Origin of the sequence: Streptomyces sp. NPDC020917, assembly GCF_044333795.1 — a bacterium.
GTDB lineage: Bacteria > Actinomycetota > Actinomycetes > Streptomycetales > Streptomycetaceae > Actinacidiphila.
Genome location: NZ_JBIRRR010000027.1, coordinates 1 through 17,613, shown reverse-complemented (window position 1 = coordinate 17,613; position 17,613 = coordinate 1). Strand labels below are relative to the sequence as shown.

Genomic DNA, 17,613 nt, shown 5'->3' with positions numbered 1-17,613 from the left:
CGAGAGTCTGCGGAGGGAGGAAATCCGGTCGGTCCGGCCTTCACCGCACCTCTACGCCGTCTCCATCGCCTCTGCCCGGTGCCGGCCTCCCTCACGCGGCGGCGTCGAGCACCGCCAACGTCTCGCGCAGCCAGCGCAGTTCGGCCGCGCTGGTGGCCCGGGCGATGGTCAGGACGCCCTGCCGGAACGGGTCGTCCACGTCCTCGGCGCGCATCGGGCGGTCGCCGTCGTAGAAGAAGCTCGACGGCTCCTCCAGGAACGCCAGCCGGCGGCGCAGCACCGCCGCCTGGGCCGCCGGGTCCGCGAGGTGGCGCAGGAAGGCGAGCACGGTGAACCAGCGGTTCTCGTCGGTGAGGTCGTTCTGCGCCGGGTCGGCCAGCCGGCGGCGCAGCTCCGCGCGCCCCTCGTCGGTGAGGCTCAGCACGTGGCGCGGGGCGGCCGCCGCTCCCGGCTGCGGCTCACGGCGCAGCAGCCCGGCGTTCTCCATCCGCTTGATCGCCGGGTAGAGCGTGCTCTCCGCCACCGGTTTGACGTGCCCGCTCAGCGCGGCGATGCGCCGGCGCAACTCGTAGCCGTGCAGGGGGGCCTCGTGGAGGAAGCCGAGGATCGCGAGTTCCAGCATGCGCCCATTGTGTCCCAGCCGCGGTGTACCTCGTTGACGACATACTTTGGTATCGATGTATGGTGGCGTCGCGGCCCCCGGGGAGCGGGGGCGGGGACCACGGTGAAGGGGCGGCAGGTATGCGGCAGACGGAATTCGGCCCGGCGGGGGCGTTCATCCGGTGGACGGAGGCGGCGGGGGACGGCCCGGCCCGGGTCCACGTGCACGGTCTGGGCGCCGCCTCGGCGCACTACACGGCGCATCTGAGCGTCGACCCGCGCCTGGCGGGCCGCCGCACCCTCTTCGTCGACCTGCCGGGCTTCGGTATCAGCGACCGCCCGGCGGACTTCGGCTACTCGCTGGAGGAGCACGCGGGCGCGGTCGCCGCGGTGCTGGACGCGGCCGGGGTGCGCGGCGCGGAGGTGGTGGGGCACAGCATGGGAGGCGCGGTGGCCGTCGTGCTGGCCCACCGCCGCCCGGAGCTGGTCTCGCGCTTGGTGCTCGCCGAGGCCAACCTCGACCCGAACCCGCCGGTCACGGCCGGCAGCAGCGCGATCGCCGCCTGGACGGAGGAGGAGTTCGTGCACGGCGGCGGCTTCGAGGCGACCCTGGAACGGGTCGGCTGGCTCTGGGCGGCCACCATGCGGCTAGCGGACCCGCTGGCGCTGCACCGCTCGGCGACCGGTCTGGCGCGCGGCACCGAGCCGACGATGCGCGTCATGCTGCAGTCCCTGACGATCCCCCGCACCTACCTGGTGGGCGAGTCGACGGGGGAGGACGGGCTCGATCGCGCGGGTCTGGAGGCGGCCGGCGTGGACGTCGTGACCGTGCCGGGCGCGGGGCACTGCCCGATGTTCGACAACCCGGCCGTGTATGCAGCGGTGATCGGGGCGCCGGTCAGCGCGCTCTGACCGCCAGGGCCAGGTACCGCTCGTCGGAGTCGTCGAACAGGGCGAGTTCCCAGCCCGTCGCCGCGAGGATCCGGCCGATCTGGGGCTGGGCCCGCACGTCGTCGGGCTCCAGTTCGTGGCCGCGGCGGGCGGCCAGGGCCGCGCGGCCCAGCGGGTGGAACAGGGCGAGCCGCCCGCCGGGCAGGGTGACGCGGGCGAGTTCGCGGAGCCCGGCGGCGGGGTCGGGCAGATGGTTGACCAGGCCCGCGGCGAACACCGCGTCGAAGGCGCCGTCGCGCAAAGGCAGTTGCCCGCCCTCCGCCTCGACGAGGGCGCCGTCCGCGCCGCGCCCCAGATGCGCGGCCTCGTGCAGCATCTCGGGCGTCACGTCGACGCCGACGACCGTGCCGGACGGTCCCACCGCCGCGCGCAGCAGCGGCATCGCGCGGGCCGTCCCGCAGCCCGCGTCCAGCGCCCGGTCCCCGGTGTGCAGTCCCAGCTCGCCGACGGCCGCGGCGTACGCGGGGACGTCGTCGGGGTACCGGGTCTCCCAGCCGACCGCCCTGGCGGCGAAGAACTCCCTGGTCTCCCGGCGATCACGCGTTCTCCTGGCCATGCATCATGGTGACATGCTCACCCTGCGTTCCGTCGCCCTGTTCGTCCTCGCCGCCTTCCTGGAGATCGGCGGCGCCTGGCTGATCTGGCAGGGTGTGCGCGAGCACCGCGGACTGGCCTGGATCGGCGCGGGGATCGTCGCGCTGGGGCTCTACGGGTTCGTGGCCACGCTCCAACCGGACGCCCAGTTCGGCAGGATCCTCGCCGCCTACGGCGGGGTGTTCGTCGCCGGGTCCCTGCTGTGGGGTGTGGTCGCGGACGGTTACCGGCCCGACCGGTTCGACGTCATCGGCGCCGCGGTGTGCCTGGTCGGCGTGGGCGTCATCATGTACGCCCCGCGCGGAGGCTGAAAACCGACGGTTGATTGCGATACGGGGCGGTGCGGGCCCCCGCGCGCAGGGGTGGGGGTTGCCGTGGCGCGGCGGACGTACGAGGCTGCCTACCGCAGCGGGAAGCGGAGGTGGGCGATGACGGTGAGCAACGGGCTCGCGTGGCTGCTCGACGACCTGACCAAGCGCGTGCCCCATGTCCGGCACGCGCTCGTGCTGTCGAACGACGGGCTGGTCACCGGCGCGAGCACGGAGCTCGACCGCTCCACGGCCGAGCATCTGGCGGCCGTCTCCTCCGGCTTCCACAGCCTCGCCAAGGGCGCCGGGCGCCAGTTCGGCACCGGCGGCGTCCGGCAGACGATGGTCGAGTTCGACGAGGGCTTCCTGTTCGTCACCGCTGCGGGCGACGGCAGCTGCCTGTCCGTGCTCAGCGGTATGGAGGCCGACATCGGCCAGGTCGCGTACGAGATGACGCGGCTGGTGCACCAGGTCGGGGAGCACCTCGGGGTCGCGCCGCGCGGGTAGCCAGGGCGTTCGCCGGCCGGGAGTTATCCACAGGGCCGCCGACGGCCGTCTCGTCGCCGCGCTAGATTCGTCACTGTCAGTGAGCGAATCGATGCGGGGGAGTGATGATGACGAAGACGGTCAAGGGCGCGGCGAATGGCACGGCCAAGGGCGCGGTCGGGGGCGCGGTCACAGGCGTCGTCGAGGAGGCGGCCCGGCGGAGGGCCCAGGGGCGCGGGGTGCGCCGGGTGCGCCGGGACGGGTCCGCGGCGGACGGGCGGGAGTTGCTGCCACTGAGCAAGGCTCGCGACGAACTCGACCTGGACTACGACGAGTTCGAGGTCGCGTTGCAGGTGGGCGAGGTGCGCACCGTGGTCTGCGGGCCCGGCGTGTGGAAGGTGCCGCGGTCCGAACTGACCCGGGTGCGTGCGACGCGGGGCTATCCGGAGACCCTTCTGGACCGGCTGCGCCTGGTGAGCAGCGAGGGCGCCGCGGAGGCGATGGGCATCGGCCGCGACCGGTTCGTCCGCCTCGCCCGAGCCGGCTGCGTCCGCCCGGTGCGCTGGTATGTCAACCAGTACCGGGCCGTGGTGTGGCTGTATCTGGCAAGGGAGGCCGCGGAGTTCGCCGCGGAGAACCGCGGCGTGCTGGCCGGGCGGCTGCCTGCAGCTCTGCGGGAGGCCGCGGACGGCGCCGACCAGCGCGCCCGCGGCTGGCGGGCCCGCCGCACCCGGCAACTGGTGCGGGACGCCGCCGACGCGTGGGAGGAGGCGGCGGTGTGGGCCGCGCTGCTCGGACCTGAGATCGCAGCGGAAGCGGTTCCCGATCCCTGCGAGCGGGCCCGGCTGCACGGGCTGCGGACCGCACTGCCCCCGGGACGGCCGGGGCGGGCGACACCGGAGCAGGTCAGGTCGATCACCACCGCGGACGCGCCGGACGAGATCGCGGCCGGCCTGGTCGCACTGGCCGAGGCCCTGGGCCGGGCCCGCACCGGGCAGCCCGTGCCCCGCTCTTCGCCTTCGCCGGTCGCAGCCGAGGCCGCGCGTCCAGAGGAAGCCGTCGAAGAAGCGGCGCGCAGGTTTGGGCCGGGGCCGACCCGTGGCCCGGGGCGCGCATCCGTTCCGCGGTACGTGCCGGATCCCTCACCGGTGCCGGACCCGGTACCGGTGGCCGTCGCCGGGCCGGTGGCCGCCGCCTCGCCGATGCGCCGCGGGTTGCGCAGGCTCCTGGGGCGGCGGTCACCGGGCGGCCCGGCGCGTCCCGGTCAGAGTTCGCCGACGTCCGTCAGCCGGATCACCGCGCGGCCCTCCTCGTCGGAGGCCGCCAGGTCGACCTCGGCGGAAATGCCCCAGCCGTGATCGCCGGCCGGATCCGCGAAGGTCTGCCGGACCCGCCACAGGCCGTGCGCGGCATCCTCCTCGATCTGCAGCAGCTTCGGGCCGCGCGCGTCCGGACCGGTGCCCAGGTCGTCGTACTCGTCCCAGTACGCGTCCATGGCGTCCGCCCAGGCGTCCGCGTCCCAGCCGGCGTCCGCGTCCAGCCCGCCCAGTTCCGCGTACTTCTCCAGTGCGGCCAGCTCGACCCGGCGGAAGAGCGCGTTGCGGACCAGCACCCGGAAGGCACGGGCGTTGGAGGTGACCGGCTTGACCTGGTCGGCCCGCTCGGCGGCCTCCTCGGCGCTCTCCTCCTCGGGGTTGGCCAGCTGCTCCCACTCGTCGAGCAGGCTGGAGTCGACCTGCCGGACCAGCTCGCCCAGCCAGGCCGTCAGGTCCTGGAAGTCCTCGGACTTCAGGTCGTCGGGCACCGTGTGCTCCAGCGCCTTGTAGGCGCCGGCCAGATAGCGGAGCACGATCCCCTCGGTCCTGGCCAGCTCGTAGTACGAGACGAACTCCGAGAAGGTCATGGCGCGTTCGTACATGTCCCGCACCACGGACTTCGGCGACAGCGGGTGGTCGCCGACCCACGGGTGGCTCTTGCGGTACAGCCCGTAGGCGTGCAGCAGCAGCTCCTCCATCGGCTTGGGGTAGGAGATGTCCTGCAGCCGCTCCATCCGCTCCTCGTACTCGACCCCGTCGGCCTTCATCGCGGCCACCGCGTCCCCGCGGGCCCGGTTCTGCTGCGCGGCGAGGATCTGCCGCGGGTCGTCGAGCGTGGACTCCACCACGGACACCATGTCCAGCGCGTAGGAGGGGGAGTCGGGGTCGAGCAGGTCGAAGGAGGCCAGCGCGAAGGTCGACAGCGGCTGGTTCAGCGCGAAGTCCTGCTGCAGGTCGACGGTCAGCCGGACGATCCGGCCCTCGGCGTCCGGCTCGTCGAGGCGCTCCACCACGCCGCCGTCCAGCAGCGAGCGGTAGATCGCGATGGCGCGGCGGATGTGGCGCAGCTGGGAGCGGCGGTCCTCGTGGTTGTCCTCCAGCAGCCGGCGCATCGCGTCGAAGGCGTTGCCCGGCCGGGCGATCACCGACAGCAGCATGGCGTGGGTGACGCGGAAGCGGGAGGTCAGCGGCTCCGGCTCGGAACCGATCAGCTTCTCGAAGGTCGCCTGCGACCAGTTGACGAAGCCCTCGGGCGCCTTCTTGCGGACCACCTTGCGGCGCTTCTTCGGGTCGTCGCCGGCCTTGGCCAGCGCCCGCTCGTTCTCGACGACGTGCTCGGGGGCCTGCGCCACCACGAAGCCGGCGGTGTCGAAGCCGGCCCGCCCGGCCCGGCCGGCGATCTGGTGGAACTCGCGGGCCCGCAGCACCCGCACCCGCTGCCCGTCGTACTTGGTCAGCGCGGTGAACAGCACCGTGCGGATGGGGACGTTGACGCCCACCCCCAGGGTGTCGGTGCCGCAGATCACCTTCAGCAGCCCGGCCTGGGCGAGCTTCTCCACCAGCCGCCGGTACTTCGGCAGCATCCCCGCGTGGTGCACGCCGATGCCGTGCCGCACGAATCGCGACAGATTGCGCCCGAAGGCGGTGGTGAACCGGAAGTTGCCGATGAGGTCGGCGATGGCGTCCTTCTCCGCCCGCGTGCACATGTTGATGCTCATCAGCGCCTGCGCCCGCTCCACGGCGGCGGCCTGGGTGAAGTGCACGATGTAGACGGGGGACTGCCGGGTCTCCAGCAGTTCGGTGAGGGTCTCGGTCAGCGTCGTCGTCCGGTACTCGTAGCTCAGCGGCACCGGCCGGCTCGCGGACCGGACGACCGCGGTGGGCCGCCCGGTGCGCCGCTTCAGGTCCTCCTCGAACCGGGAGACGTCACCGAGCGTCGCCGACATCAGCAGGAACTGCGCCTGCGGCAGCTCCAGCAGCGGGATCTGCCAGGCCCACCCGCGATCCGGTTCGGCATAGAAGTGGAACTCGTCCATGACGACCTGGCCGACGTCCGCGCTCCTGCCGTCGCGCAGCGCGATCGAGGCCAGCACCTCCGCGGTGCAGCAGATCACCGGCGCGTCCGGGTTCACCGACGCGTCGCCGGTGAGCATGCCGACGTTCTCGGTGCCGAAGAGCTTGCACAGGTCGAAGAACTTCTCCGAGACCAGCGCCTTGATCGGCGCGGTGTAGAAGGTGACGTCGTCCCGGGCCAGGGCGGCGAAGTGCGCACCCGCCGCGACCAGGCTCTTTCCCGACCCGGTCGGGGTGGACAGGATCACGTTCGCGCCCGAGACCACCTCGATCAGCGCCTCCTCCTGGGCCGGGTACAGGGTGATGCCCTGCCCCTCGGCCCACGTCGAGAAGGCTTCGAAGAGGGCATCGGGGTCGGCGTCGGACGGCAGCTGATCGATAAGGGTCACCCCTCCATCTTGCCCGCCCCCGGCCGCGGTGGCGGAACCGGACGACGAGGACCGTGATCACCAACGGTAGGGTGTGCGCTCAACGATGCGTCAACTCCGCCTCAGGACGGCGGTATAGGGGGGCTGAGCACCACCATGATGGGACCTGCGCACTCACTGTCCGGAGCGGCTGCCTGGATGGGTGCGGGAGCCGTGGCCGCGGGAGTGGGCCACCCGATGCCCTGGCCGACACTCGTGGTCGGTGCGCTGATCAGCTCGGGCGCGGCCCTCGCCCCGGACCTGGACCACCATGCCGCGACGATCTCCCACTCCTTCGGTCCGCTGTCGAAGGCCGCGTGCAAGATCATCGACGCCATCGCGCACGCCACCTACAACGCGACCCGCGGCAGGCACGACCCGCGCCGCACGGGCGGGCACCGCACGCTGACCCACACCGCGGTGTGGGCCGCGCTGATCGGCACCGGCTGCTCGGCGGCGGCGGTCTACGGCGGGCGCTGGGCGGTGCTGGCGATCCTCTTCGTCCACATGGTGCTGGCGGTGGAGGGCCTGCTGTGGCGGGCGGCCAGGGCCTCCAGCCATGTGATCGTGTGGCTGCTCGGCGCCTTCAGCGCCTGGGTGCTCGCCGAAGTGCTGGACGACCCGGGCAACGGCAAGGCGTGGCTGTTCACCCAGCCCGGCCAGCACTACATGTGGATCGGCCTGCCCATCATCCTGGGGGCGCTGGTGCACTGCGTGGGCGACGCGATCACCGTCTCGGGCTGCCCGATCCTGTGGCCGATCCCGATAGCCCGCAAGCGCTGGTACCCGCTGGGGCCGCCGAAGTTCATGCGGTTCCGGGCCGGCAGCTGGGTCGAGCTGAAGGTGCTGACGCCGGCGTTCTTCATCATCGGCGGGGCGAGCGCGCTCGGCGCGCTGGGCATCCTGGGCTGAGACCCCGCGACCCGGTCCGCGCCCGCGGGGGGCCCGGACCGGGTGAGGGCGGGCCCGGTGAGGGCCCGCAGCGGACGGCTATCCGTGCCAGGACCGCCACAGCGCCGCGTAGGCACCGCCGGCGGCGACCAGCTGGTGGTGGCTGCCCAGCTCGCTGATCCGGCCGTCCTCGACCACCGCGATCACGTCCGCGTCGTGCGCGGTGTGCAGGCGGTGCGCGATGGCCACCACGGTCCGGCCGTCCAGCACCCGCGACAGCGACCGTTCCAGATGGCGGGCGGCCCGCGGGTCGAGCAGCGAGGTGGCCTCGTCCAGCACCAGGGTGTGCGGGTCGGCCAGCACCAGCCGGGCCAGCGCGAGCTGCTGCGCCTGGGCCGGGGTCAGCACCGAACCGCCGGAACCCACCTCGGTGTCGAGCCCGCCGTCCAGGGCGCGGGCCCAGTCGTCGGCGTCGACCGCGGCCAGCGCCGCCCACAGCTCGTCGTCGGTCGCCCCGGCGCGCGCCAGCCGCAGGTTGTCCCGCAGCGAGCCGACGAACACATGGTGCTCCTGGTTGACCAGGGCCACGTGCGAGCGGACCCGCTCGGCGGGCATCCGGGCCAGCTCCGCGCCGCCGAGCGTCACCTCGCCCACCCGCGGCGCGTAGATGCCGGCCAGCAGCCGCCCGAGCGTGGACTTGCCCGCACCCGACGGGCCGACCAGCGCCAGCCGGGTCCCCGGAGCGACGCTGAGCGTCACGTCGTGCAGCACGTCGCTGCCCGCGCGGTAGCCGAACCGCACCTTCTGCGCGGCGACGTGCCGGCCGTCCGGGGCGAGGGACGCGTCGCCGTCGTCCTCGGCGACCTCGCGCACCCCCACCAGGCGGGCCAGCGACACCTGCGCCACCTGCAGCTCGTCGTACCAGCGCAGGATCAGGTTCACCGGGTCCACGAGCATCTGCGCGTACAGCGCGCCGGTGGTCAGCTCGCCCGCGGTGACCCAGCCGTTGAGGGCCATGGCGCCGCCGATCATCAGCACGGCGGCCAGGATCACCGTGTGGGTCAGGTTGATCACCGGGAACAGCACGCTGCGCAGCCACATCGTGTACCGCTCCCACGCCACCCACTGCCGGATGCGCAGCCGCGACAGGTCCTCGCGGCGGTCGCCCAGGCCGTGCGCCTCGATGGTGCGGCCGGCGTCCACCGACTCGGCGAGCACCGCGGCGACCGCCGCGTACCCGGCGGCCTCCGAGCGGTACGCCTGCGGCGCCCGCCGGAAGTACCACCGGCAGCCCGCCACCAGCAGCGGCACCGCGACCAGCACGGCCAGCGCCAGCGGCGGCGCGGTGAAGGTCAGCGCGCCCAGCAGCAGCACCGTCCACACCACGGCGATCACCAGCTGCGGCACCGCCTCGCGCATCGCGTTGGACAGCCGATCCACGTCCGTGGTGATCCGCGACAGCAGGTCGCCGGTGCCGGCCCGCTCCAGCACGCCGGGCGGCAGCGCCACCGAGCGGACCAGGAAGTCCTCGCGCAGGTCGGCCAGCATCCGCTCGCCCAGCACCGCGCCGCGCAGCTGCTCCAGCCGCACGAAGAACGCCTGTACCACCAGCGCGGCCACGAACAGCCAGACGATCGGGCCGAGACGGATGTCCCGGTGGCCGGTCGACAGGTCCTGCACCATGCCGCCCAGCAGGTACGGGCCGACCATGGACGCGACCACGGCGACGGTGTTCGCGCCCATCAGCAGCCCGAAGTCCCGCCGGTGCCGCCGGACCAGGTCGCGCACGTAGGCGCGGACCGTGGCCGGCGAGCCCACCGGCAGGGTGGTGCTCTGCTGCGGCGCGGCCGGGTCGTACTCCGGCGGTCGCACGCCGATCATGCGGACTCCTCCATCGGTGGGGTGGTACGGGCGCCGGGTGCCGCCGGCCCCGGCTGCGGCGGCACGGCGGCGGCCGCCTCCGCCTCGGTCTCGCGGGTCACCACGGCCCGGTAGCGCGGGTTGGTGTGCAGCAGGTCCAGATGGCGGCCGCCGGCCGCCGCCCTGCCCTCGTCGACGAACACCACGAGGTCGGCCCGGTCCAGCACCAGCGGGCTGGAGGTGAGCACCACCGTGGTGCGCCCGGCCCTGATCTCGTGCAGGCCGCGGGCGATCCGCGCCTCGGTGTGCGCGTCGACCGCCGACGTCGGCTCGTCCAGGACCAGCACCTCGGGGTCGGTGACCAGCGAGCGGGCCAGCGCCAGGCGCTGCCGCTGGCCGCCGGACAGCGAGCGGCCCCGCTCGGTGATCCGCGCCCGCATCGGGTCGCCGGTCTCCGCGTCGGGGCCGGCAAGGGACTGCACGAGGGCGTCGAGCACGTCCTGGCACTGGGCCGCGGCGAGGGCGGCGCCGGCGTCGACCCGCCCCGAGGAGGGCACGTCGAGCAGCTCGGCGAGGGTGCCGGACAGCAGCACCGGGTCCTTGTCCTGGACCAGCACCGTGCTCCTGGCCGCGGCCAGCGGCAGGGCGTCGAGCGGCTGCCCGCCGAGTTCGGCGGACGCCTCGCCGGCGGCCTGCGGGCTGTGGCCGCCCAGCCGGTCCGCGAGCCGGCCGGCCGCGTCCGGGTCGCCGCAGACCACGGCGGTGAGCAGTCCGGCGGGAGCGGTCAACCCCGTGACGGGGTCGTGGAGTTCACGGAGTTCACGGAGGTCACCGGCTGGCGGCGCGCCGTCGCCGGCGGCCGTCCGCGCGGCGCTCCCCCCGGCCTCTCCGGCCGAGCCGGCATGCCCGGGTGCGCCGGCCTGCCCGGCCTCCCCGGCGGACCGCTCCAGGCCCAGCACCCGCGCCGCCCGTTTGGCCGAGGGGCGGGAGAACGACCAGGCCATGGCGATCTCCTGGAAGTTGCGCAGCGGCAGCATCAGGAAGCCCACCGCGCCGTACACGGTGACCAGTTCGCCCACCGAGATGCGGCCGTCGAGGGCGAGCCGCACCCCGTACCAGGCCACGCCGACCAGCAGCAGTCCCGGCAGCGCCACCTGGACCGCGGAGATCAGCGCCCACATCCGGGCGCTGCGCACGGCGGCGGTCCGCACCTCCTGGGAGGCCCGGCGGTACCGGTCCAGGAACAGCTCCTCGCCGCCGATGCCGCGCAGCACGCGCAGCCCCGCGACGGTGTCGGAGGCCAGCTCGGTGGCCCGGCCGGCCTTCTCCCGCTGCAGGTCGGCGCGTCGCGTCGCGGCCGGCAGCAGCGGCAGCACGGCCAGGGCCAGCACCGGCACCGCGGCCGCCACCAGCAGCCCGAGCCTGGGCTGGTAGACCAGCAGCGCCACGGCGATCCCGACGGTGGCCAGCAGCGCGGAGGTGAAGCGGGCCAGCGCCTCCACGAACCAGCCGATCTTCTCGACGTCGCCGGTGCTGACCGCCACCACCTCGCCGGCCGCCACCCGCCGGGTGAGCACCGAGCCCAGCGCGACGGTCTTGCGGGCGAGCAACTGCTGGACGCGGGCGGCGGCGGAGATCCAGTTGGTCACCGCGGTGCGGTGCAGCATCGTGTCGCCGACGGCCGTCAGGACACCGAGCAGCAGCATCAGGCCGCCGGCCAGAGCCAGCTTGGTACCCGAGCGGTCGACGACGGCCTGCACGGCCATGCCCACGGTGGCCGGGAAGCTCGCGACGGCCGCCAGATGGAGGGTGCCCCAGGCAGCGGCGGCCGCCTGCCCCCGCCACTGGCGGATCTCCAGCCAGAGCAGGAAGCGGAACCCGGAGCGGACGTCGGGCACGCCGGGGTCGGGGAACGGAAGACTTCGGAGGGACGGCATGAGGTCCTGGGATCTCTGCGAGGGCGGGACCGGCACGGGGACACCGCGCGAACGCGGTCGGCACATCGGGATCCGTCCGCCGGACTGCGGCAAATGCGGAGGAACCCTGACGGGAGCGGTCAGGAGCCGTGCAAGGTTCGCGCGTCGGCGGGACCGGGTCAACAGGTTTTCCGGCGCCCCGGGACGGAACGCGCCATCGCCCGCGATACGTTCGTGTGACGGAAGGGACGTGCCGGGGACGGCCCGCGGGAGGTTCGGAAATGGGACGGACGATGGGTGCCGCGCGCAAGGCGGTGTACGCGGCCACGGCGGTGTGCGCGCTGCTGCTCGCCGGTTGCGGCGGCAAGGCCGGCTCGGGCGCCGCGCACGCTTCCGCCTCCTCCCCGGGCGGGCGGTCGGGCGGCTCGCACGCCGCTCCCGCCGACGACACCCGCACCCTGCCGGGCGTGGGCCCGCGGTTGACGGCCCAGGTCCCGGCGACGGCCCGGCAGGCGCTGGTCGTCTACGGCGCGAACCCGGACCACTCGAAGTCCACCGTGACCCTGTTCACCCGCAGTGGCGGCGTCTGGCACCGCGGGCCCAGCTGGCCGTCGCACAACGCCATCCACGGCTGGACACTCCAGCACCACGAGGGCGACCTGAAGAGCCCGATCGGCGTCTTCACCCTGCACGACGCGGGCGGCCTGCTGCCCGACCCCGGCTCGCGGCTGCCCTACCACCAGTCGACGGCGTTCACCACGCCCGCGTCCTGGCCGAAGAGCTACCACCACGACTTCGACTACGTCATCGCCATCGACTACAACCGGGTGGTCGGCACCTCGCCCAGCGACCCCACCCGCCCGCTCGGCCAGTCCCGCGGCGGCGGCATCTGGATCCACCTGGACCACGGCGTGGGCACCTCGGCCTGCGTGACGGTGTCCAAGGACGCCCTGCGCTACCTGCTGAACACCCTGCAGCCGTCCGCCCACCCGGTCGTGGTGATGGGCGACACCGCGCACCTGGCGGCCTGACGGGACGTCACCAGGCGCCGGTCACCGGGAGAGCGCCGGCCGAAAGAGTTTGCAGAAAGCGCACGAAACTTCTTCCGTCCGCGTATTGACGCGTACGCGCCCACGGCGGGAAGCTCCTCGGCGGAGCCCGACGGACCGGGCTCCCTTCCCCCACCGGCGGCCAGGCGCGTGGCTGCCTTCGAGGGCAGCATGCTGCCCGCCTTCCGAAGGAGCCGCCCATGAGATCCCGCGTCGTCAATGGCGCGCTGGCCGCACTGCTCGCCTCGGCCGGCCTGATCGCCGTCTCCGCCCAGCACCCGGCGCAGGCCGCCCCGCCGGGCGGCAAGGACGTGACCGCGACCCTTTTTGAGTGGAAGTTCGACTCGGTGGCCCAGGCGTGCACCAGCACCCTCGGCCCCGACGGCTACGGCTACGTCGAGGTCTCCCCGCCCGAGGAGCACATCCAGGGCTCCCAGTGGTGGACGTCCTACCAGCCCGTCAGCTACAAGATCGCCGGCCGGCTCGGCGACGCCACCTCGTTCCAGAACATGGTGAACACCTGCCACGCGGCGGGCGTCAAGGTCATCGCCGACGCGGTGATCAACCACATGTCGGCGGGCTCCGGCACCGGCACCGGCGGCAGCAGCTACACCAAGTACAACTACCCCGGCTACTACCAGGACCAGGACTTCCACAGCTGCCGGACGAATATCAGCGACTACACCAACCGCGACAACGTGCAGAACTGCGAGCTGAGCGGGCTCGCCGACCTCGACACCGGCAGCGACTACGTGCGCGGCACGATCGCCGGCTACCTCAACCACCTGATCGCGCTGGGCGTCGACGGCTTCCGCGTCGACGCGGCCAAGCACATCGCGGACGGCGACCTCGCCGCGATCAAGGCCAAGCTCACCAACCCGGGCGTCTTCTGGGCCCAGGAGGTCATCTACGGCGCGGGCGAGGCGGTGCAGCCCACCGAGTACACCGGCACCGGCGACGTCGACCTCTTCCAGGGCGCCTACGACCTCAAGCGGATCTTCAGCAGCGAGAAGCTCGCCTACCTCAGCACCTGGGGCCCCTCCTGGGGCGCCGGTTACCTGCCCAGTGCCAACTCCCGTACGTTCGTGGACAACTGGGACACCGAGCGCAACGGCTCCACCCTCAACTACAAGTACGGCAACACCTACACCCTGGCCAACGTCTACCTGCTGGCCTGGAACTACGGCTCGCCGAACGTCTACTCCGGCTACGAGTTCTCCGACAACGACGCCGGCCCGCCCAACGGCGGCACCGTCAACGCCTGCTACAGCGACGGCTGGAAGTGCCAGCACGCCTGGCCGCAGATCGCCGGCATGGTCGGCTTCCACAACGCGGTGGCCGGCACCGGCGTGACCAACTGGTGGGACAACGGCAACAACGCCATCGCCTTCGGCCGCGGCAGCAAGGGCTACGTGGCGATCAACCACGAGAGCGGCGCGCTGACCCAGACGTTCACCACCTCGCTGCCCGCCGGCACCTACTGCGACGTGCAGCACAGCGGCGCCACGTACACCGTCGGCTCCGACGGCAAGTTCACCGCCACGGTCGGCGCGGGCGACGCGGTCGCCCTCTACGTCGGCGCGCCGTGCTCCGGGACCGGCAGCGGGACCACCGGAACGGACGGGGGCAGCGGGACGCCCGACCCGTCGGCCGGCGCGTCCTTCGCCGTCAACGCGACGACCGTGTTCGGCCAGAACATCTTCGTCTCGGGCGACGCGGGCGCGCTCGGCGGCTGGGACACCTCCCAGGCCGTGCCGCTGTCGTCGGCCGGCTACCCGGTGTGGAAGGCCGACGTGGCGATGCCCGCCGGCACCGCCTTTCAGTACAAGTACATCCGGAAGGACGCAAGCGGCGCGGTCACCTGGGAATCCGGTGCCAACCGGACGGCCACCGTACCGAGTTCGGGCAAGGTCGTACTGAACGACACCTGGCGGAACTGAGCCACGAATCAGCAGAAAGTGTGACCGAGGGCACACCGGATTGGCCCCTCTGTGGCGGAGTTGGCATGCTGTTGGCCGCTCAAGATTCTTGACCACAGAGGGGACCCCCACCCATGAAGGGCTTCCGGGCATTTCTGCTCCGCGGCAACGTCGTCGACCTCGCCGTCGGCATCGTCATCGGTGCGGCCTTCACCGCACTGGTGACGGCTTTCGTCAAGGCGTTCCTGACGCCTGTCGTCGGCCTGGCCAGCGGTGCGACCGGCGACTTCAGCGCCAAGTCGTTCCGCGCGTCCGGCGTGACGTTCCCCTACGGGGTGTTCATCGACGCGGTGATCAGCTTCGTGATCGTGGCCGCGGTGATCTACTTCCTGGTGGTGATGCCGATGAACAAGATGCAGGCGCGGTTCTTCCCCAAGGCCGCGAACGCGCCCGTGCGCGAGTGCCCCGAGTGCCTGACCGCGGTGCCGGCCGCCGCCAAGCGCTGCAGCGCCTGCACCAGCCAGCTCGCCCCGACCGTCGTCGCGCAGGGTGGCCCGGTCGACGAGCGCGCGAACCTCTCCAAGTAGCGGTCGGCGCTTCCTCGCCGGGCAGGGCGGCTTCGAGCGCTCTCGCGCAGGCGGGAGGCCCGGGGCGAGTGCCCGCCCGGCCGGGTCAGCTCCGGCCGGGGTGCGGCTCCTCCTCGTCGAGCACGGCCAGCAGCGCGGTCAGCGCCGCCCGCTGGCCGTCGTCGAGCGGGGAGAGCAGTTCGGCGGCCGCGGTGCGCCGGGCCTGGCGCAGATCCCGCAGCACGCGGGCGCCCTCGTCGCGCAGCTCGATGCGGATCACCCGGCGGTTGTCCGGATCCGGCACCCGCCGCACCAGCCCGCGCTCCTCCAGTGCGTCGACCAGGCTCGTCACCGCGCGCGGCACCACCTCCAGGCGCTGCGCGAGGTCGGCCATCCGGGGCGGCTCGGTGCAGTGCGCGAGGGCGCGCAGCAGCCGGGACTGCGCCGGGGTGACACCCAGCGGTTCCATCAGGCGGCGCTGAGCGCGGTGCAGCCGCCGGCTGAGGCCGAGCAGCTGGTCGGCGAGCCGCGCGGTCACCTCGTCGGGACGCTCCTCGGGCCGCTCTGCGGCCTCGGCCGGAACGGGTGCGACGGCCGGCGGGAGGGTGGGCGTATCCATGCTCCGAGGGTATCAGGACAAAGGTTCATTGTGAGTATAGGTAACAATGAACTACACTCCCAATGTCCTGACCCCGGCGCGCCCGGACATCGGCGCGCGGCTGGGGCCCCGCATGCCCAAGGAGTCCTTTGCGCCCCGAAAACGATCTCGCCTCCCGGTGGACCCCACCGAACAAGAAAAAGCCCGCCACCCCCACCGACGTCCGCCGGATCATGCGGCTGTTCCGCCCGTACCGCGGGCGCCTCACCGTCGTCGGCATCCTCGTCGGCCTGTCCTCCCTCGTCTCGGTCGCCTCGCCGTTCCTGCTGAAGGCGATCCTCGACACCGCGATCCCGCAGGGCCGCACCGGGCTGCTCAGCCTGCTCGCCCTCGGCATGATCGCCACCGCCGTCGCCAACGGTGTCTTCGGCGTGCTCCAGACGCTGATCTCCACCACTGTCGGCCAGCGGGTCATGCACGACCTGCGCACCGCCGTCTACGAGCGGCTGCAGCGCATGTCGCTCGCGTTCTTCACCAGGACCCGCACCGGTGAGGTGCAGTCGCGCATCGCCAACGACATCGGCGGGATGCAGGCCACCGTCACCTCCACCGCGACCTCGCTGGTCTCCAACGCCACCGCGGTGATCGCCTCCGTGGTCGCCATGGTCGCCCTCGACTGGCGGCTGACCGTGGTCTCCCTGCTGCTGCTCCCGGTGTTCGTCTGGGTCGCCCGCAAGGTCGGCCGCGAACGCAAGAAGATCACCACCGAGCGCCAGAAGCAGATGGCGGCGATGTCCGCGATCGTCACCGAGTCCCTCTCGGTCAGCGGCATCCTGCTCGGCCGCACCATGGGCCGCGGCGAGTCCCTGGCCCGCGACTTCTCCACCGAGTCCGAGCGCCTCGTCGACCTCGAGGTGCGCTCCAACATGCAGGGCCGCTGGCGGATGGCCGTGATCGGCATCGTCATGTCGGCCATGCCCGCGCTGCTGTACTGGGCGGCCGGACTGACCACCGGCCACGGCGGCTCGTCGATCTCCATCGGCACGCTCGTCGCCTTCGTCTCGCTGCAGCAGGGCATGTTCCGGCCCACCGTCTCGCTGCTGGCCACCGGCGTGCAGGTGCAGACCTCGCTCGCGCTGTTCCAGCGCATCTTCGAGTACCTCGACCTGCCCGTCGACATCACCGAGAAGCCCGACGCCGTGCGGATCGAGCGGGTCCGCGGTGACGTCCGCTTCGAGAACGTCGACTTCTCCTACGACGAGACCGGCGCGCCCACCCTCCAGGGCATCGACATCGACCTGCCCGCGGGCAGCAGCCTCGCCGTGGTCGGTGCGACCGGCTCGGGCAAGAGCACCCTCAGCTACCTGGTGCCGCGGCTGTACGACGTGACAAGCGGCCGGGTCACGCTCGACGGGACCGACGTACGCGACCTGACCTTCGACACCCTCGCCGCCGCGGTCGGCGTGGTCTCCCAGGAGACCTACCTCTTCCACGCCTCCGTCGCCGAGAACCTGCGCTTCGCCAAGCCGGACGCCACGGACGAGGAGATCCGGGCCGCCGCGCGCGCCGCGCAGATCGACGACCACATCGCGTCCCTGCCCGACGGCTACGACACCCTCGTCGGCGAGCGCGGCTACCGCTTCTCCGGCGGCGAGAAGCAGCGGCTCGCCATAGCGCGCACCATCCTGCGCGACCCGCCGGTCCTCATCCTCGACGAGGCCACCAGCGCGCTGGACACCCGGACCGAGGCGGCTGTCCAGCAGGCCATCGACGCCCTCTCCGCCGGCCGCACCACCCTCACCATCGCGCACCGCCTGTCCACCGTCCGCGACGCCGACCAGATCGTGGTCCTGGACGCCGGACAGATCATGGAACGCGGCACCCACGACGAACTTGTGGCCCTGGACGGCCGGTACGCCGCACTCGTGCGCCGCGACACCCTCCTCGCCACTGCCCCCGCCACGGCCTCGTAGGGGTCGTTCAGGGGGTGGTGATGATGGCGTCGAGGGTGCGGGGTCCGTGGACGCCTTCGACGCGGTCGAGTTCGATGTCGCTGGTGGCGGAGGGGCCGCTGATCCA

General features: G+C 72.9%; 15 protein-coding genes and 1 pseudogene. 9 read left to right on the top strand and 7 right to left on the bottom strand.

From position 1 onward, the window contains the following. Positions 1-91: 91 nt before the first annotated feature. Positions 92-622, bottom strand: coding sequence for a PadR family transcriptional regulator (locus tag ACH4TG_RS37005; RefSeq protein ID WP_398247079.1), 531 nt, complete (start codon positions 620-622; stop codon positions 92-94). A 119-nt stretch (positions 623-741) separates the two neighbouring features. Here ACH4TG_RS37005 and ACH4TG_RS37000 point away from each other — a divergent pair, with 119 nt between their 5' ends. Further along, a complete protein-coding gene (locus ACH4TG_RS37000) occupies positions 742-1,512 on the top strand; it encodes an alpha/beta fold hydrolase (RefSeq protein ID WP_398247078.1) in 771 nt (256 codons plus the stop codon). Here ACH4TG_RS37000 and ACH4TG_RS36995 read toward each other — a convergent pair. After that, positions 1,499-2,107, bottom strand: a complete 609-nt coding sequence (locus tag ACH4TG_RS36995) for a class I SAM-dependent methyltransferase (protein WP_398247077.1) — start codon at positions 2,105-2,107, stop codon at positions 1,499-1,501. The two genes, ACH4TG_RS37000 and ACH4TG_RS36995, sit on opposite strands and share 14 nt — an antisense overlap. Before the next feature lie 13 nt (positions 2,108-2,120). On the opposite strand from ACH4TG_RS36995, the gene ACH4TG_RS36990 reads away from it, so the two are divergent. The 3 genes from ACH4TG_RS36990 to ACH4TG_RS36980 all read left to right on the top strand — a co-directional run bounded on the left by ACH4TG_RS36990 (position 2,121) and on the right by ACH4TG_RS36980 (position 4,297). Next, a complete protein-coding gene (locus tag ACH4TG_RS36990) occupies positions 2,121-2,456 on the top strand; it encodes a YnfA family protein (RefSeq protein ID WP_398247076.1) in 336 nt (111 codons plus the stop codon). Positions 2,457-2,573: 117 nt separating this feature from the next. Then, positions 2,574-2,960 (top strand): roadblock/LC7 domain-containing protein, encoded by a 387-nt coding sequence (locus ACH4TG_RS36985; RefSeq protein ID WP_398247075.1) that lies wholly within the window; start codon positions 2,574-2,576, stop codon positions 2,958-2,960. 107 nt (positions 2,961-3,067) lie between these two features. After that, entirely contained in the window at positions 3,068-4,297 is a 1,230-nt protein-coding gene (locus tag ACH4TG_RS36980) for a DUF6397 family protein (RefSeq protein WP_398247074.1), read from the top strand. Here ACH4TG_RS36980 and ACH4TG_RS36975 read toward each other — a convergent pair. Beyond that, complete coding sequence (locus ACH4TG_RS36975) at positions 4,204-6,717, bottom strand: DEAD/DEAH box helicase (RefSeq protein WP_398247073.1); 2,514 nt, start codon at positions 6,715-6,717, stop codon at positions 4,204-4,206. The two genes, ACH4TG_RS36980 and ACH4TG_RS36975, sit on opposite strands and share 94 nt — an antisense overlap. A 135-nt stretch (positions 6,718-6,852) precedes the next feature. On the opposite strand from ACH4TG_RS36975, the gene ACH4TG_RS36970 reads away from it, so the two are divergent. Then, a complete protein-coding gene (locus tag ACH4TG_RS36970; protein WP_398247072.1) occupies positions 6,853-7,647 on the top strand; it encodes a metal-dependent hydrolase in 795 nt (264 codons plus the stop codon). 78 nt (positions 7,648-7,725) lie between these two features. Here ACH4TG_RS36970 and ACH4TG_RS36965 read toward each other — a convergent pair whose 3' ends face one another. Beyond that, positions 7,726-9,507, bottom strand: coding sequence for an ABC transporter ATP-binding protein (locus ACH4TG_RS36965; protein ID WP_398247071.1), 1,782 nt, complete (start codon positions 9,505-9,507; stop codon positions 7,726-7,728). Next, the gene (locus tag ACH4TG_RS36960; RefSeq protein WP_398247070.1) at positions 9,504-11,423 is read right to left on the bottom strand and encodes an ABC transporter transmembrane domain-containing protein; all 1,920 of its coding nucleotides are present in this window, start codon (positions 11,421-11,423) and stop codon (positions 9,504-9,506) included. The genes ACH4TG_RS36965 and ACH4TG_RS36960 overlap by 4 nt, the downstream gene beginning before the upstream one ends. A 260-nt stretch (positions 11,424-11,683) precedes the next feature. Between ACH4TG_RS36960 and ACH4TG_RS36955 the strand changes: the two genes are divergently transcribed. The 3 genes from ACH4TG_RS36955 (at position 11,684) to mscL (ending at position 14,957) form a co-directional block, all read left to right on the top strand. After that, on the top strand, positions 11,684-12,433 hold the full coding sequence (locus ACH4TG_RS36955) for a hypothetical protein (protein ID WP_398247069.1): 750 nt from the start codon (positions 11,684-11,686) through the stop codon (positions 12,431-12,433). Positions 12,434-12,651: 218 nt separating this feature from the next. Continuing rightward, positions 12,652-14,391, top strand: coding sequence for a carbohydrate-binding module family 20 domain-containing protein (locus tag ACH4TG_RS36950; RefSeq protein ID WP_398247068.1), 1,740 nt, complete (start codon positions 12,652-12,654; stop codon positions 14,389-14,391). A gap of 113 nt (positions 14,392-14,504) precedes the next feature. Continuing rightward, positions 14,505-14,957 carry a large conductance mechanosensitive channel protein MscL gene (gene mscL, locus ACH4TG_RS36945; protein WP_398247067.1) on the top strand — a complete coding sequence of 151 codons (453 nt, stop codon included), beginning with the start codon at positions 14,505-14,507 and terminating at the stop codon, positions 14,955-14,957. 85 nt (positions 14,958-15,042) lie between these two features. On the opposite strand, the gene ACH4TG_RS36940 is transcribed toward mscL, so the two are convergent. Further along, complete coding sequence (locus ACH4TG_RS36940; RefSeq protein WP_398247066.1) at positions 15,043-15,555, bottom strand: MarR family winged helix-turn-helix transcriptional regulator; 513 nt, start codon at positions 15,553-15,555, stop codon at positions 15,043-15,045. Positions 15,556-15,683: 128 nt separating this feature from the next. Between ACH4TG_RS36940 and ACH4TG_RS36935 the strand changes: the two genes are divergently transcribed. Continuing rightward, on the top strand, positions 15,684-17,507 hold the full coding sequence (locus tag ACH4TG_RS36935) for an ABC transporter ATP-binding protein (protein ID WP_398247065.1): 1,824 nt from the start codon (positions 15,684-15,686) through the stop codon (positions 17,505-17,507). Positions 17,508-17,514: 7 nt separating this feature from the next. Here the strand turns inward: ACH4TG_RS36935 and ACH4TG_RS36930 are convergent. Further along, positions 17,515-17,613, bottom strand: a pseudogene (locus ACH4TG_RS36930) (lactate utilization protein C); the annotation flags it as partial.

Bases quoted from the DNA above. Each gene is read 5' to 3' on its own strand.
- ACH4TG_RS36955 (WP_398247069.1), top strand. From the start codon at position 11,684: ATGGGACGGACGATGGGTGCCGCGCGCAAGGCGGTGTACGCGGCCACG.
- ACH4TG_RS36965 (WP_398247071.1), bottom strand. From the start codon at position 9,507: ATGATCGGCGTGCGACCGCCGGAGTACGACCCGGCCGCGCCGCAGCAG.
- ACH4TG_RS36995 (WP_398247077.1), bottom strand. From the start codon at position 2,107: ATGGCCAGGAGAACGCGTGATCGCCGGGAGACCAGGGAGTTCTTCGCC.
- mscL (WP_398247067.1), top strand. From the start codon at position 14,505: ATGAAGGGCTTCCGGGCATTTCTGCTCCGCGGCAACGTCGTCGACCTC.
- ACH4TG_RS36990 (WP_398247076.1), top strand. From the start codon at position 2,121: ATGCTCACCCTGCGTTCCGTCGCCCTGTTCGTCCTCGCCGCCTTCCTG.
- ACH4TG_RS36985 (WP_398247075.1), top strand. From the start codon at position 2,574: ATGACGGTGAGCAACGGGCTCGCGTGGCTGCTCGACGACCTGACCAAG.
- ACH4TG_RS36980 (WP_398247074.1), top strand. From the start codon at position 3,068: ATGACGAAGACGGTCAAGGGCGCGGCGAATGGCACGGCCAAGGGCGCG.
- ACH4TG_RS36940 (WP_398247066.1), bottom strand. From the start codon at position 15,555: ATGGATACGCCCACCCTCCCGCCGGCCGTCGCACCCGTTCCGGCCGAG.
- ACH4TG_RS36950 (WP_398247068.1), top strand. From the start codon at position 12,652: ATGAGATCCCGCGTCGTCAATGGCGCGCTGGCCGCACTGCTCGCCTCG.
- ACH4TG_RS37000 (WP_398247078.1), top strand. From the start codon at position 742: ATGCGGCAGACGGAATTCGGCCCGGCGGGGGCGTTCATCCGGTGGACG.
- ACH4TG_RS36970 (WP_398247072.1), top strand. From the start codon at position 6,853: ATGATGGGACCTGCGCACTCACTGTCCGGAGCGGCTGCCTGGATGGGT.
- ACH4TG_RS36960 (WP_398247070.1), bottom strand. From the start codon at position 11,423: ATGCCGTCCCTCCGAAGTCTTCCGTTCCCCGACCCCGGCGTGCCCGAC.
- ACH4TG_RS37005 (WP_398247079.1), bottom strand. From the start codon at position 622: ATGCTGGAACTCGCGATCCTCGGCTTCCTCCACGAGGCCCCCCTGCAC.